Genomic DNA, 14,127 nt, shown 5'->3' on the forward strand with positions numbered 1-14,127 from the left:
AATTAATAACTCATAAGTCAGTAATTGTGTTTGTTTTTTAAATTTTAAAAAAGGCTAGTGTTTCAGAAATCTAGATTTGTTTAGACTTTATTTCTGATTCTAATCACTTGTGAATATCAAATAGCGTGCTATCCATTGGCGTAAGTTTGCAATTCAATTAGTGTAATCTGGATTGTTTTCAAATAGTCCTCGATTAATGTCTTTATCTATGTATTTAGAACCTATTTGCTGTAGCCTTCAGTCATCCGTAAGCGTCATTGACTATCGCATCATTGATGAAATCGTAAAGGAATAATTCTCGTGTTTAATTCACCATCTCATCCTCACCAGCTTTCTGCGCTTCCTAATTCGACACCAATGATTCGAAAAAAAATATTTTTAGCGATGAATTTGCTGGGTTTGGCGGCAATGTTGTCGCTGACTGCCTGCTCGAAAAAAGTGGAAAAGACGGAGGATATTCGTCCAGTACGCGCGATCCAAGCGCAGTTTCAAGGAACCGAGTCTGCGGTCGAATTGTCTGGTGAAGTGCGGGCAAAAATTGAGTCGCGTCTTGGTTTTCGTGTACCAGGAAAAATTGTCGCCCGTAAGGTTGAGTTGGGCACTGTAGTGACACGTGGTCAAGTATTGATGCAGCTTGATCCACAAGATTTATTGTTAGGCCAAGCACAGGCACGAGCAGGGTTAAGTGCGGCAGAAAGTAATCGCGATTTGGCGAAGGCAGAATTGAAGCGTTACCAAGAGTTACGTGAAAAGAATTTTGTTGCGCAAGCAGTTTTGGATGCCAAAGAAACTGCATACAAAGCAGCGCAAGCTAGCTATGAACAAGCAAAGGCTGCTTTATCGAATCAATCAAATCAAGCAGGATATGCGAGCTTGCTTGCTGATATTGATGGTGTTGTTACAGGAATTGAGGCAGAAGTGGGGCAGGTAGTTGCCGCTGGTACACCGGTTGTGCGCGTAGCGAAAGCAGGTGACATGGATGTTGTGGTCGGTGTTCCAGAAGATAAGATCAATTCGATCCGTCAATTGAATGATATCAAGGTTAAATTGTGGGCCAATAGTGGCGAGGTTTATGCCGCGAAGTTGCGCGAATTATCACCGATTGCAGATCCTGTGACGCGCACCTTTGTTGCGAAAATCGCCTTACCTAATAATGCAAAAGATGTTCAGTTGGGAATGACTGCCAATGTCATTTTTGGCATGAAAAGCGAGGTGCAGATGGTGCGTTTGCCTTTGACAGCATTATTCCAAGAAAAAAATGTGAGTTCAGTGTGGATTGTTGAGTCTGGGGCAGTGAAGTTAGTACCAGTTCAAATTGGTTCTACCAGTGGCGAAGATGTGTTGATTTCTAGTGGAATTCAAGCTGGCCAGACTGTGGTGACTGCTGGTGTTAATTTGTTGAAGGCGGGTCAAAAAGTGCATATTCTCGGCGTGGAATCCGCGCCGACACGGGCGGCAGCAAGTGCTGCACCTGCTTCAGTGTCTGCTTCTGCTGTAGGAGCATCTAAATGAGTCAGGATAATCACGATAAATCTGGATTCAATCTTTCGCGTTGGGCACTGGAACATATTCCGCTAACGCGTTATTTGATGGTTGCATTGCTATTGGGCGGGATTTTTAGTTTTGCAAAATTAGGCCAAGATGAGGACCCACCATTTACATTTAGAGCGATGGTGGTTCGTGCGGTTTGGCCAGGTGCAACTGCTTTGCAGATGGCTGAGCAAGTGACTGATAAGCTTGAGAAAAAATTACAAGAAGCGCCTTACGTTGACAAGATTCGTAGCTATTCAAAGCCAGGCGAGACCCTGATTATCTTGCAATTGCGAGAATCAACACCGCCAAAAGAAACCTCGCAAACTTGGTATCAAGTACGTAAGAAAATTGGTGACATCAAAGGCACTTTGCCTGCCGGTGTGGTTGGGCCGTTTTTTAATGATGAGTTTGGCGATACCTACGGCTCGATTTTTGCGATTTCAGCGGATGGGTTTAATTACGAAGAAATGCGTGAATACGCCGACTTCGTACGGCAGCAATTCTTGCGTATTCCAAAGGTCGCAAAAGTCGAAATGTTTGGTGTGCAGGAAGAGAAAATTAATATTGAGTTTTCACAAAAGAAATTTTCTCAATTAGGCGTACCGTTCGAAACGATCGTCTCGCAAATCAATTCGCAAAATACGATAGATCCAACTGGCGTGCTAACGACTTCCTCCAGCAATTTGCAAGTTCGCATTTCTGGTGCGTTGTTGACGGTGAAAGATTTAGAAAATTTGCGTTTGCGTGCAAATGGAACGACTTTCCGATTGGGCGATTTTGCGGTCGTGAAACGCGAGTATAAGAATCCACCAGTCGATAAAATGCGCTTCAATGGTAAAGAGGTAATTGGTCTTGGCATATCGATGGAAAAGGGCGGAAACATCATCGAGCTAGGCAAAAACTTAGAGAAGGAAGTTACGTCGATTAAATCGCAGCTGCCGGTTGGGATTCAATTGGATCGTGTTTCTGATCAACCAAAAATTGTGGCGTCATCGGTAGGGGAATTTGTTAATACCTTGATCGAGGCGGTTGTGATTGTGTTGGCGGTGAGTTTTTTATCACTCGGCTTGCACACTAAGCCTTGGCGACTGGATGTGTGGCCTGGGCTGGTCGTAGGCTTGACAATTCCATTGGTGTTGGCGGTTACCTTCTTATTTATGCGCATCTTCAATATTGATTTGCATAAAATTTCACTTGGTGCGCTGATCATTGCGCTCGGTCTGCTCGTAGACGATGCGATTATTGCAGTCGAGATGATGGTGCGTAAAATGGAAGAGGGCTTCTCGCGATTTGATGCGGCAACTTTCGCCTACAGCTCGACAGCGATGCCGATGCTGACCGGAACATTAATCACAGCGGCTGGATTTTTACCGATTGGATTGGCTGAGTCTGCCGCGGGTGAATATACCTTCTCGATGTTCTCAGTGAATGCTTTAGCGTTGTTGATATCATGGTTGGCAGCGGTTTTATTTACACCTTATCTTGGTTATTTATTGTTGCGCGTTAAGCCACATGCGGGCGCGGATGGTAATCATGAATTATTTGATACGCCGTTTTATTCACGCTTTAGAGTATTGGTGAATTGGTGTGTCACATGGCGTAAAACAACGATAGCTATTACTTTGGCCGTATTTGGCTTGGGTGTTTTTGGTTTCAAATTTATTGAACAGCAGTTCTTTCCAGATTCAAGTCGCCCAGAATTAATGGTTGAGTTATGGTTGCCTGAGGGCTCCTCTTTTACAGCAACTGAAGCACAGGCGAAAAAATTTGAGGCATTCATTCAGAAGCAGTCAGGCGTGGAGAGTATTACGAGCTATGTTGGCACGGGGAGTCCTCGTTTCTACTTGCCGTTAGATCAGATTTTCCCGCAGACCAATGTGACGCAGATCGTGGTATTGCCAAAAGATTTGAAGTCGCGTGAAGCTTTACGTTTGAAAATCAATCAGGCATTTAAAGAAGATTTTCCTGAGGTGCGTGGTCGAGTTAAGTTATTGCCAAACGGTCCGCCAGTACCATATCCAGTTCAGTTCCGCGTCACTGGCTTAGATGTCGCAAAAGTGCGTGAGGTTGCTGATCGCGTCAAAGCGGTGATGAATGCGAATCCAAATGCCATCGGCGTGAACGATAACTGGAACGAGTCTGTGAAGACAGTTCGTATCGATATGGATCAAGATAAGCTGCGCGCCTTGGGCGTAACTTCACAAAACGTGATGCGTGCCGCGAATACAATTTTGACTGGTACCACTGTCGGACAATTTAGAGAGTCGAATAAATTGATTGATATCGTTGTTCGTCAGCCAGTAGATGAACGTTCGACCGTGCAAGCACTGAGCAACGCGAATATTCCAACTGCTAGTGGAAAAACCGTTCCACTATCGCAAGTAGCAAAAATTTCTTTGGCTTGGGAACCTGGTGTTGTTTGGCGTGAAGGGCGTGAATGGGCGGTTACTGTGCAATCGGATGTGGTCGATGGTATTCAAGGCCCAACTGTGTCTGCTCAAATTGATCCCAAGCTAGATGCAATCCGAGCGACCTTATTGCCTGGCTATAAAATTGAATTGGCAGGTGCTGCTGCTGACAGTGGTAAAGCACAAGAATCAATTGCGGCTAACGTGCCATTGGTGATTTTTATTATTTTCACTCTATTGATGTTGCAGTTGCACAGTTTTTCTCGCTCTGTTTTAGTGTTCTTGACTGGACCACTCGGCGTAGCGGGTGCTGCGATGGCTTTATTGATTTTGCAAAGACCGTTTGGCTTCGTTGCGCAGCTTGGAGTGATTGCATTGTTCGGTATGATCATTCGAAATTCAGTGATTCTGATTGATCAAATTGAACAAGATAGAGCGGCGGGTGTTCCAGCTTGGGATGCAATTGTCGAGGCGGCTGTGCGTCGATTCCGTCCTATCATTCTGACAGCTGCTGCGGCTGTACTTGCGATGATTCCATTGTCCCGCTCCGTATTTTGGGGGCCGATGGCAGTTGCGATTATGGGCGGTTTGATTATCGCTACCGCTTTGACTTTGCTCTTTTTGCCAGCGCTGTATGCAGCGTGGTTTAGAATTAAAGAGCCGGCTAAATCGGCGTAGTGAGATCGTGCAATTTATTTCGGCCTTTCGTTTTTGATTAAAAAAAGACGAAAGGCAGAATAAAAATGACGCAGTTTCAATTTGAGTAGAAAAAAATCGAGACAAGTTTGCGTAAAATCTAGTAGAATAGTTGGTTGAAGTTGAAATGCCACAGCACAAGTTATGGGCGACAATGCAATCGAAGTCGCCCTTTGCTTTTGTGCCGGTCTTTCTACCGGAGGTGTTTTCATCCCGCGAGGATGGCGAAATTGGTAGACGCACCAGGTTTAGGTCCTGACGCCAGCAATGGTGTGGGGGTTCGAGTCCCCCTTCTCGCACCACAGATTTTTTATATTTGGACGATTTTCATGGCAACTGCAGTCGAAACTTTAGAAAAATTAGAACGCCGTATTACGATTACTTTCCCAATCGCAGAAATGCAACCGGAAATTGAAAAGCGTTTGAAAGTACGTGCTCGTACAGCAAAAGCGCCTGGCTTCCGTCCAGGTAAAGTACCGATGAAAATGGTTGCCGCGCAATATGGTTATCAAGTTGAGAACGAAGTTCTTAATGATAAAGTTGGCTTGGCTTTTGCTGAAGCAGTAAAAGAAAACAACTTGCGCGTTGCTGGCTTTCCACGTATTGAGCCGAAGAAAAGTTATTCAGATAATTATTTAACTTTCGATGCAACTTTTGAAGTGTATCCGGAAGTGGTTGTTGGTGATTTGTCTGGCGTTGAAGTAACACAGGTTAAGACTGATGTTACAGACGTTGAAATCGATAAGACGATTGATATTTTGCGTAAGCAACGTGTTCATTTCCATGTTAAGGGTGAACAAGGTCCTCACGGTGATGGTGGTGCTGATCAATCTGCACAATCTGGTGATCGTGCAACAGTCGATTTTACTGGCACTTTGGACGGCGTTGAATTTGCAGGTGGCAAGGCAGAGGGTTTCGCGTTTGTGTTGGGCGAAGGCCGTATGTTGCCAGAATTTGAAACAGCAACTTTGGGTCTGAACGTTGGTGAAACCAAAGTGTTCCCATTGTCTTTCCCTGAAGACTATCACAGCAAAGATGTGGCAGGTAAAACTGCAGAGTTCACTGTCACTTTGACCAAGTTAGAGTGGGCGCATTTGCCAGAAGTCGATGCAGAGTTTGCGAAAATGTTGGGCGTAGAAGATGGCGATTTGGCCAAGATGCGCAACGATATTAAAGAAAACTTAGAACGCGAAGTTAAAGGTCGCGTAAAAGCAAAAACTAAAGATAGCGTTATGGATGCCTTGGTGAAGGCAGTTGAATTTGATGCGCCAAAAGCATTGATTGATCAGGATGCAGAGCGTTTGGCTGAAATGACGCGTCAAGATATGGCACAACGCGGTATGAATGTGCAAGGCGTACCATTCCCAACTGAATTATTTACAGCACAAGCTGAACGTCGTGTTCGTTTAGGTTTGATTTTGGCTGAATTGGTTAAAGCGAATCAATTGCAAGCGACTGCTGATCAAATCAAAGCGCAAGTAGAAGATTTTGCGCAAAGTTACGAAGATCCTCAACAAGTTGTGAAGTACTACTATAGTGATCGTAATCGTTTAGCTGAAGTTGAAGCTCTTGTATTAGAAGAAAACGTCGTTAACTATGTGTTGGGTAAAGCAAAAGTGAACGAATCAGTTTTGCCATTCGACGAACTGATGGGTAATAACGCAGCAAAATAAGATAGGATAATTCATGACAGGCATCATTCATAACTCTGGTTTAGAAACAAATATGCTTGGCATGGTGCCGATGGTCGTTGAGCAAAGCGGGCGTGGAGAGCGTGCATACGATATTTACTCCCGTTTGCTCAAAGAACGTGTGATTTTTCTAGTTGGTCCTGTGAATGATCAGGCAGCAAATTTGATTGTTGCCCAGTTGTTGTTTTTAGAGAGTGAAAATCCTGATAAGGATATTTCGCTTTATATTAACTCTCCAGGTGGTTCTGTGTCTGCCGGCATGGCGATCTTTGATACGATGCAGTTTATCAAGCCAGATGTTTCTACGCTTTGTACTGGATTGGCTGCTTCGATGGGGGCTTTCTTGTTGGCAGCTGGTGCGAAAGGTAAACGTTTCTCTTTGCCAAATTCTCGCATCATGATTCATCAACCACTTGGTGGCGCGCAAGGTCAGGCATCGGATATCGAGATTCAGGCGCGTGAAATTTTGTATTTGCGTGAGCGTTTGAATGGTATTTTAGCTGAGAAAACTGGTCAAACGATTGAGCAAATCGCAAAAGACACAGACCGAGATAATTTCATGTCAGCCGATGCTGCTGCTGAATATGGTTTGATTGATCAAGTATTGACACATCGCGCTTAAAAAGCCGTATCTAGGGTTTAAAAGAAAACGCCCGCAACCTTTTGGTGCGGGCGTTTTTATTTTTGATCATTAGCAGATATCTGCGAAATAAAAACATTGGATTTGTGTAGGGTATTACTGCGAGCTAGCATTTTTTTGCAGTAATATAGCGTTCATAGATTACTTCGTAAAAATTATTAAAAAGTATTATGTCAGATAAAAAAAGTACTTCCAGCGAAAAATTACTTTATTGCTCATTTTGCGGAAAGAGTCAGCATGAAGTAAAAAAATTAATCGCGGGGCCATCTGTCTTTATTTGTGATGAATGTATCGATTTGTGTAACGATATTATTCGTGATGAAATGAGTGCGCTTGAGCCTATCTCTTCATCAAAAAGCGATTTGCCTACGCCGGTAGAAATTACGGAATTACTTGATCAGTATGTGATTGGTCAAGAAAAGGCCAAGCGAATTTTGGCGGTCGCCGTTTACAACCATTACAAGCGCCTCAAGCATCTGGGTAAGAAGGATGATGTTGAATTAGCTAAAAGTAATATTTTATTAGTTGGGCCAACAGGTTCTGGTAAAACTCTGTTAGCGCAAACTTTGGCGCGTATGTTGAATGTTCCCTTTGTAATCGCTGATGCGACTACATTGACTGAAGCTGGGTATGTTGGCGAAGACGTCGAGAATATCATCCAGAAGTTGCTGCAAAACTGTAATTATGAAGTCGAGCGCGCACAAAAAGGGATCGTGTATATCGATGAGATCGATAAAATCTCGCGTAAAGCAGAAAATCCATCGATTACACGCGACGTTTCTGGTGAGGGCGTGCAACAAGCTTTGCTGAAATTAATTGAAGGCACAATGGCATCTGTTCCTCCACAAGGCGGACGTAAGCATCCTAATCAAGACTTTATTCAAATTGACACGACTAATATCATGTTTATTTGTGGTGGTGCGTTTGATGGTTTGGCGAAAATTATTTCTGATCGCTCTGAAAAAGGTGGCATTGGATTCGGCGCAAGTGTTAAGAGCGAGAGTCAGAAAAGTGCTAGCGAAGTAATTTTGGATGCAGAGCCACAAGATTTAATTAAGTTCGGCATTATTCCAGAATTGGTTGGACGTTTGCCTGTAATTGCGACCTTGATGGAATTGGATGAAGCAGCCTTAATTCAAATTTTGGTTGAGCCGAAAAATGCTTTGATTAAGCAATATGCAAAACTGCTTGAGATGGAAGGCTGTGAGTTGGAAATTCGTCCATCAGCATTGCAAGCAATAGCGAAGAAGGCTATCGCCCGTAAAACTGGGGCGCGCGGTCTGCGTTCGATTCTGGAGCATGCATTGCTAGATATTATGTTTGAGCTACCAAGCGAGAAAAATGTATCTAAGGTGGTGATTGATGAAAATACTATCAATAATGGCGCAAAACCTTTATTGATTTATAACGAGCAACCTAAAGTCGCTGGTGCTTAAGTTGCGTCAGCACAAAAATATGAAAACATTGCGCGATTCTTGGGACTTTCTCTGTGAATCGCGCAATTAAGCGGTACAATTTATCGAAACAATAGAAAATTTTGGCTTCAACCGAAAAGCTACCCGGAGTTCTCTCTGTGTGGCTTTTTTTATTGTTTTTTAGGATGACGGGCTTGAGATTTAGCCTAGTGCGCCAATCTATTGAATGAAAGTTTTTTTAAAAAGGTGCGCCATGACAACTTCCACTATTACTGAACGTACAGAATTACCATTGTTGCCACTGCGCGATGTCGTGGTATTTCCTCACATGGTGATCCCATTATTTGTAGGTCGTCCCAAATCAATCAAGGCTTTAGAAGCTGCGATGGAGCAGGGCAAGTGCATCATGCTGGCTGCGCAGAAGGCAGCAGCAAAAGATGAGCCATCAGCAGAAGATATATACGAAATTGGCTGTATTGCGAATATTTTACAAATGTTGAAGCTTCCTGATGGCACCGTTAAGGTGCTAGTTGAAGGGGCGCAGCGTGCACGTATTCACCAGATTACGGATTCTGAGTCACATTTTATTGCCGATCTCACGCCAATCACGGCAGAAGATGGTGAAGATGCCGAAGTCGAAGCAATGCGTCGTGCTATCGTGCAGCAGTTTGACCAATATGTAAAATTGAATAAGAAGATTCCACCTGAGATTTTGGCGTCTTTATCCGGTATCGATGATGCTGGGCGTTTGGCAGACACTATTGCTGCCCACTTGCCATTAAAGTTAGAGCAAAAGCAGGTCATTTTAGAGATTGTTAGTGTCGCTAAACGTCTTGAGCATTTGCTTGGCCAACTTGAAGGTGAGCTAGATATTCTTCAAGTAGAAAAGCGTATTCGTGGTCGTGTAAAGCGCCAGATGGAAAAGTCGCAGCGTGAGTACTATTTGAATGAGCAAGTCAAAGCGATTCAAAAAGAGCTAGGCGAAGGCGAAGAAGGCGCAGATATCGACGAACTCGAAAAGAAAATTACCGGTGCAAAAATGCCGAAAGAAGCGCGCGACAAAGCGATGAATGAGTTGAAGAAACTCAAAATGATGTCGCCTATGTCCGCAGAAGCGACGGTTGTTCGAAACTACATCGATACCATCGTCAACTTACCTTGGAAGAAAAAATCCAAAGTGAACAATGATTTGACTAATGCTGAAAAAGTATTGAGCGATGATCACTATGGTTTGGATAAGGTGAAAGAGCGCATCTTGGAGTATCTCGCGGTTCAACAACGCGTTGATAAATTGAAGGCGCCAATTCTTTGCTTAGTTGGTCCCCCAGGTGTCGGTAAGACTTCGTTGGGGCAGTCGATTGCACGCGCAACCAATCGCAAGTTTGTACGCATGGCTTTGGGTGGCGTACGTGATGAAGCAGAGATTCGCGGTCACCGTCGTACTTACATCGGCTCAATGCCAGGAAAGATTTTGCAAAGCTTATCTAAAGTAGGCGTGCGGAATCCTTTATTTTTGTTAGATGAAGTTGATAAGATGGGCGCCGATTTCCGTGGTGATCCTTCTTCTGCGTTGTTAGAGGTGTTAGATCCAGAACAAAATCATACATTCTCAGATCACTATATTGAAGTTGATTTTGATCTCTCTGATGTGATGTTTGTTGCGACATCCAACTCTTATAATATTCCTGCTCCTTTGTTGGATAGGATGGAAGTGATTCGTCTTTCAGGCTACACAGAAGATGAGAAAGCAAGCATCGCACAACGCTATTTGCTGCCTAAGCAAATCAAGAATAACGGCTTGAAAGAGGATGAGATTTCGGTATCGGAGTCTGCGATTCGCGACATTATTCGTTATTACACGCGTGAGGCCGGCGTTCGTTCTTTAGAGCGTGAAGTTTCAAAGATCTGCCGTAAGGTAGTGAAGATGTTACTGTTGAAGAAGAGCGAGAAGAAAGCCACGATTACCTCGAAAAATTTGGATAAATTTTTGGGTGTTCGTCGATACGATTTTGGTGTTGCGACCAAAGAGAATCAAATTGGCCAAGTGGTTGGATTGGCTTGGACAGAAGTCGGTGGTGATTTGTTGACGATTGAAGCTGTATCCATGCCGGGTAAAGGCGCGACTATTCGCACCGGTACGCTTGGTGATGTGATGAAGGAGTCAATTGAGGCTGCTCGCACCGTCGTACGTAGCCGCGCCGCTCGTTTGGGTATTAAAGCAGATTTGTTTGAAAAGACCGATGTGCATATTCATGTGCCTGAGGGGGCGACACCGAAAGATGGTCCATCAGCAGGAATAGCGATGACGACTGCAATGGTTTCTATTTTTACTGGAATACCAGTGCGTGCTGATGTTGCTATGACGGGTGAGATTACGCTTCGCGGTGAGGTTCTGCCAATCGGTGGTTTGAAGGAGAAACTATTGGCTGCACATCGTGGCGGAATTAAGACCGTGTTGATTCCAGAAGAAAATGCAAAAGATCTGACAGAAATACCTGATAACGTCAAAAACAAATTGGAAATTATCCCAGTGCGTTGGATTGATAAAGTTTTGGAGATCGCGTTAGAACGTCAGCCCGTTGCATTGACTGAGGAAGAATTGGCGGTTCTGGCAGTTGCAAAAAATGACGCTGGTACGGATACTTCAACCATTAAGCATTAATTTGACACTGTCTTTTACCACACTTCATATAGATTTCTGTACTAACTTTTCGAAAAGCCAAATCTTGGTTTTCAAGATTTGGCTTTTTTGTTTTTAGAATTTGAAAGGGCTTAAGTCACTATTGTCTTGAGTAAATACGGATTTCTCTATTCGCTATAGTCTTGCTTGCGTAGCACGCCGGTCAAGATCACTTAGAGATGTAATGACTCCCATAAATTGTCCCAGTCTTCTGCTTTGAGTGTGCCTTCGCGTTTCAGGCTTAAATTGCCGTCGGCATGAATTAAAAAGTGAGTAGGATCGGTGCTAAGTGTGCCGAAGCCTTTTATGCTCTCTGCATTCCCACGCCACATCAAAGGAAATTGTTGGTTTTTCGGGATGCTTGCGGACACTATTTGTGTATATAAATCAAATTCGGGTTTGGTTTTGTCGAGATTAACGCCAATCAGAACAAAGTTTTTGTGATTGTTATCTCTGTAAAATTCACGCATGAGTTTGAGATCGCGAGCACAAACCGCACAGCCTGCGCTATAGAAGCTGATTAAGATTGTTTTTCCTTTCAGCTCTCTCAAATCGATTTTTTTACCACTGTAGCCAGAGCCTATTAATTCGAATTGAGCGGGGGTATGCAGTTGTTGTGCAATCGTGTTTGAGCTGAACACGATGGAAAGAAAAAACATTGATAAGAATATAGTTAATTTACGCATGATTTGATCGACAAAGTTGAACCTTCTATTTGTCGTGTCAGCATGCGAGAAACTTACATAGATAAGTAAAAAAGGCTCTCATCTGAGAGCCTTCAATTGTTTGTCTACTTACGAATGCGATTGTTTCGTAATGGGTGTGGCTCTATATCAAGTATCCGACCACTACTGATGCTAAATGCTGGTGCTGGGGCGTAGCCGCTTGGGCCACAAACGCCTGATTTACTGTAGCTTGCTGCATTTGCCAGCAGTCTTTCATTTAGAGAGCCTAGTTCGTTTTCTAAGTCATCAGAAGCAGGACAGGTTGCAGCAAAACCGTTGACGTAGCCTCCAGTTCCAGCATCATTGATGCCACTAAATTCAATCGCAAAGTATGCAGTGCCGCAATTATCTTTTTGGCTGAAGCCATATGGTTTACCGCAAGTGGTACCGCCAATCGTAATAACTTGCACGAAAGGAGCTAAACCATTAATGATGGATTCGCTGGCGGAGCAGGTGCGAGAACTAGTTAATACAAAGACCCTGGATAAGTTTAATTGTGGCAAATCTTGTCCGGAGCGAGCCTTGTTCGTGAAGAAAAATTTGCTTTCGGCTGTCCAGTCGGGATGCTTGTCATTGTATTGAAGTTGTTCAAAAACACGTCCTTGTGCTTTGCTGCCCGCAATCATAGAAGCGACTTCGTTTGCAATGTAAATATAGCCGCCACCGTTATATCTTAAATCTAAAACCAAGTCGTCAATACCTTGTTGTTTGAATTCGCGCATGCTTTCAACCAGAGGATCTGAGGCGGTCGCGATGTGGTCGGTGAAAACGATGTAACCAAGGCGTTTGTTATCTGGTGTGGCGATAATTTTGTTTTGAAGAACGGGCTTGGTTGTGACCTTGGTCGCTTTCATTTCGACTAGTCGAGTGCTGCTCGCCCCATTATCGCGGATCTCGAATTTCGTGACAGTCTGTGAGCTTGTTGGGTACAGGGCGGCAATTTGATTGTTGTAACTGACTTGTTCAATCGGTACCCCATTCAAGCCAACGATTTGAGCACCACGCTTTATTTGTTGTAAGTCGGCCGGTGAGTTTGGCTGTACAAAAGTGACGCGTAACTTATTATTCTGATTCACTAATTTGTAGCCAAAACTAACATCTTCACCCGCTTCAAAGTAGCCATCAATTTCATCTTTATCTGCGGTAAAACTGAAGCGATCATTTGGCTTGACAAGTAGTGCATCAAAGTACGACTGTGGTGTGCTGTAGTTGGCTACTGGTACTTCCACTATCTGTTTATACCAGAGGTACACATCATTCAAGTGTGCTCGAACCCAGGTCTTTTCCACGCTAGGCGTGCAAATATTCGCATAGGTGCTAGGCAGACCGATTTCCGTGCTGGTTCCATTGTTATTGCCGTTGTTGCTGTTATTGTTGCCAGTATTTCCTGAGTTGTTATTTGAGTTATTGTTACCCGTAACTGAGCAGGCACCTGCCCCGTTGTTGCAGAGGCTTAGTGTATCGCTTCCTCCGCCTGCACCACTACCACCACCGCATGCGCTTAAGCCTGTAATTAATAGAACTCCAAAGAGTTTGGATAATTGGATGGAGCTTGGTTTTGACATTATTAGACCTTTGTATTCTTCGTCGAATCTATGAGTTGTATGCGCATTGTTCTTATGTAACTGCTTTGGGAAGTATAATCGAAGTTGTTTGGTGTTGATTGTGAGCGTGTCTAAAAAACAAAAATAATAATAAATAGAACTAAGTTTAAGTAAATTTAGATTTTGATCGCAGGCATGGTTCTAAAAGTGAAGAGGCTAGGGCTGATGAATAAACCGCGCTGTGGATGGGCAAATATTGCAAATCCACTATATTTACAATATCACGATCATGAGTGGGGCATCCCTTGTCATGATGAGCTCACATTGTTTGAGATGCTTAATTTGGAAGGGGCTCAAGCCGGCCTAAGTTGGGAAACAGTTCTCAATAAACGGGAAAATTATCGTTTGGCTTTTGATTCTTGGGATGCAAAAAAAATCGCGAGATATGATGCGTCAAAAGTAGAGAGCCTGATGCAAAATGCGGGCATCATTCGTAATCGATTGAAAATTCAAGCAGTCATCTCAAACGCGAAAGCATATTTGCAGTTGTGTTCTGAATGCGGAAGTTTGGATGCCTATTTATGGTCCTACGTTAACGGTGAGCCAATTATTAATCGTGGTGAGCGGATTATCACGACGCCGTTGTCGGATCAAATTTCGAAAGATTTAAAAAAACGTGGATTCAAGTTTGTTGGATCGACGATTATTTACGCCTACATGCAAGCGATCGGCATAGTAAATGATCATGCGCGAAATTGCGCTTGGCGTCATTCATCTTTAAAAGAGTCATAAAGA

At 43.6% G+C, this 14,127-nt stretch carries 9 protein-coding genes and 1 tRNA gene; 8 read left to right on the top strand and 2 right to left on the bottom strand.

Going from position 1 to position 14,127, the window contains the following annotated elements; genetic code table 11:
- Positions 1 to 300 precede the first annotated feature (300 nt).
- The 7 genes from IE103_RS13465 (at position 301) to lon (ending at position 11,045) form a co-directional block, all read left to right on the top strand.
- Positions 301 to 1,512: an efflux RND transporter periplasmic adaptor subunit gene (locus tag IE103_RS13465; protein ID WP_229827283.1), complete on the top strand. Its 1,212-nt coding sequence runs from the start codon at positions 301 to 303 to the stop codon at positions 1,510 to 1,512.
- The gene (locus IE103_RS13470; RefSeq protein ID WP_189346640.1) at positions 1,509 to 4,619 is read left to right on the top strand and encodes an efflux RND transporter permease subunit; all 3,111 of its coding nucleotides are present in this window, start codon (positions 1,509 to 1,511) and stop codon (positions 4,617 to 4,619) included. The genes IE103_RS13465 and IE103_RS13470 overlap by 4 nt, the downstream gene beginning before the upstream one ends.
- Before the next feature lie 233 nt (positions 4,620 to 4,852).
- A tRNA-Leu gene (locus IE103_RS13475) sits at positions 4,853 to 4,939 on the top strand.
- 27 nt (positions 4,940 to 4,966) lie between these two features.
- Positions 4,967 to 6,310 carry a trigger factor gene (tig, locus tag IE103_RS13480; protein ID WP_189346641.1) on the top strand — a complete coding sequence of 448 codons (1,344 nt, stop codon included), beginning with the start codon at positions 4,967 to 4,969 and terminating at the stop codon, positions 6,308 to 6,310.
- Positions 6,311 to 6,323: 13 nt separating this feature from the next.
- Entirely contained in the window at positions 6,324 to 6,950 is a 627-nt protein-coding gene (gene clpP, locus IE103_RS13485) for an ATP-dependent Clp endopeptidase proteolytic subunit ClpP (protein WP_308426995.1), read from the top strand.
- A 188-nt stretch (positions 6,951 to 7,138) separates the two neighbouring features.
- Entirely contained in the window at positions 7,139 to 8,404 is a 1,266-nt protein-coding gene (gene clpX / locus IE103_RS13490; protein WP_189346642.1) for an ATP-dependent Clp protease ATP-binding subunit ClpX, read from the top strand.
- A gap of 232 nt (positions 8,405 to 8,636) precedes the next feature.
- Complete coding sequence (gene lon / locus IE103_RS13495; RefSeq protein WP_189346643.1) at positions 8,637 to 11,045, top strand: endopeptidase La; 2,409 nt, start codon at positions 8,637 to 8,639, stop codon at positions 11,043 to 11,045.
- A 191-nt stretch (positions 11,046 to 11,236) separates the two neighbouring features.
- Here the strand turns inward: lon and IE103_RS13500 are convergent, their stop codons facing one another.
- Together IE103_RS13500 and IE103_RS13505 are read right to left on the bottom strand one after the other, a co-directional pair.
- Positions 11,237 to 11,749, bottom strand: coding sequence for a peroxiredoxin family protein (locus IE103_RS13500; protein WP_189346644.1), 513 nt, complete (start codon positions 11,747 to 11,749; stop codon positions 11,237 to 11,239).
- A 104-nt stretch (positions 11,750 to 11,853) separates the two neighbouring features.
- Positions 11,854 to 13,353, bottom strand: coding sequence for a S41 family peptidase (locus IE103_RS13505; protein WP_189346645.1), 1,500 nt, complete (start codon positions 13,351 to 13,353; stop codon positions 11,854 to 11,856).
- A 204-nt stretch (positions 13,354 to 13,557) separates the two neighbouring features.
- Between IE103_RS13505 and IE103_RS13510 the strand changes: the two genes are divergently transcribed.
- Entirely contained in the window at positions 13,558 to 14,124 is a 567-nt protein-coding gene (locus tag IE103_RS13510) for a DNA-3-methyladenine glycosylase I (RefSeq protein WP_189346646.1), read from the top strand.
- Positions 14,125 to 14,127 lie beyond the last annotated feature (3 nt).

It is taken from the genome of Affinundibacterium macrobrachii (assembly GCF_014652415.1).
GTDB classification, from domain to species: domain Bacteria; phylum Pseudomonadota; class Gammaproteobacteria; order Burkholderiales; family Burkholderiaceae_D; genus Undibacterium; species Undibacterium macrobrachii.

Excerpts from the sequence above, each read along its gene's own strand:
- clpX (WP_189346642.1), top strand. The coding sequence starts at position 7,139 with ATGTCAGATAAAAAAAGTACTTCCAGCGAAAAATTACTTTATTGCTCA.
- IE103_RS13505 (WP_189346645.1), bottom strand. The coding sequence starts at position 13,353 with ATGTCAAAACCAAGCTCCATCCAATTATCCAAACTCTTTGGAGTTCTA.
- IE103_RS13500 (WP_189346644.1), bottom strand. The coding sequence starts at position 11,749 with ATGCGTAAATTAACTATATTCTTATCAATGTTTTTTCTTTCCATCGTG.
- tig (WP_189346641.1), top strand. The coding sequence starts at position 4,967 with ATGGCAACTGCAGTCGAAACTTTAGAAAAATTAGAACGCCGTATTACG.
- IE103_RS13510 (WP_189346646.1), top strand. The coding sequence starts at position 13,558 with ATGAATAAACCGCGCTGTGGATGGGCAAATATTGCAAATCCACTATAT.
- IE103_RS13470 (WP_189346640.1), top strand. The coding sequence starts at position 1,509 with ATGAGTCAGGATAATCACGATAAATCTGGATTCAATCTTTCGCGTTGG.
- lon (WP_189346643.1), top strand. The coding sequence starts at position 8,637 with ATGACAACTTCCACTATTACTGAACGTACAGAATTACCATTGTTGCCA.
- clpP (WP_308426995.1), top strand. The coding sequence starts at position 6,324 with ATGACAGGCATCATTCATAACTCTGGTTTAGAAACAAATATGCTTGGC.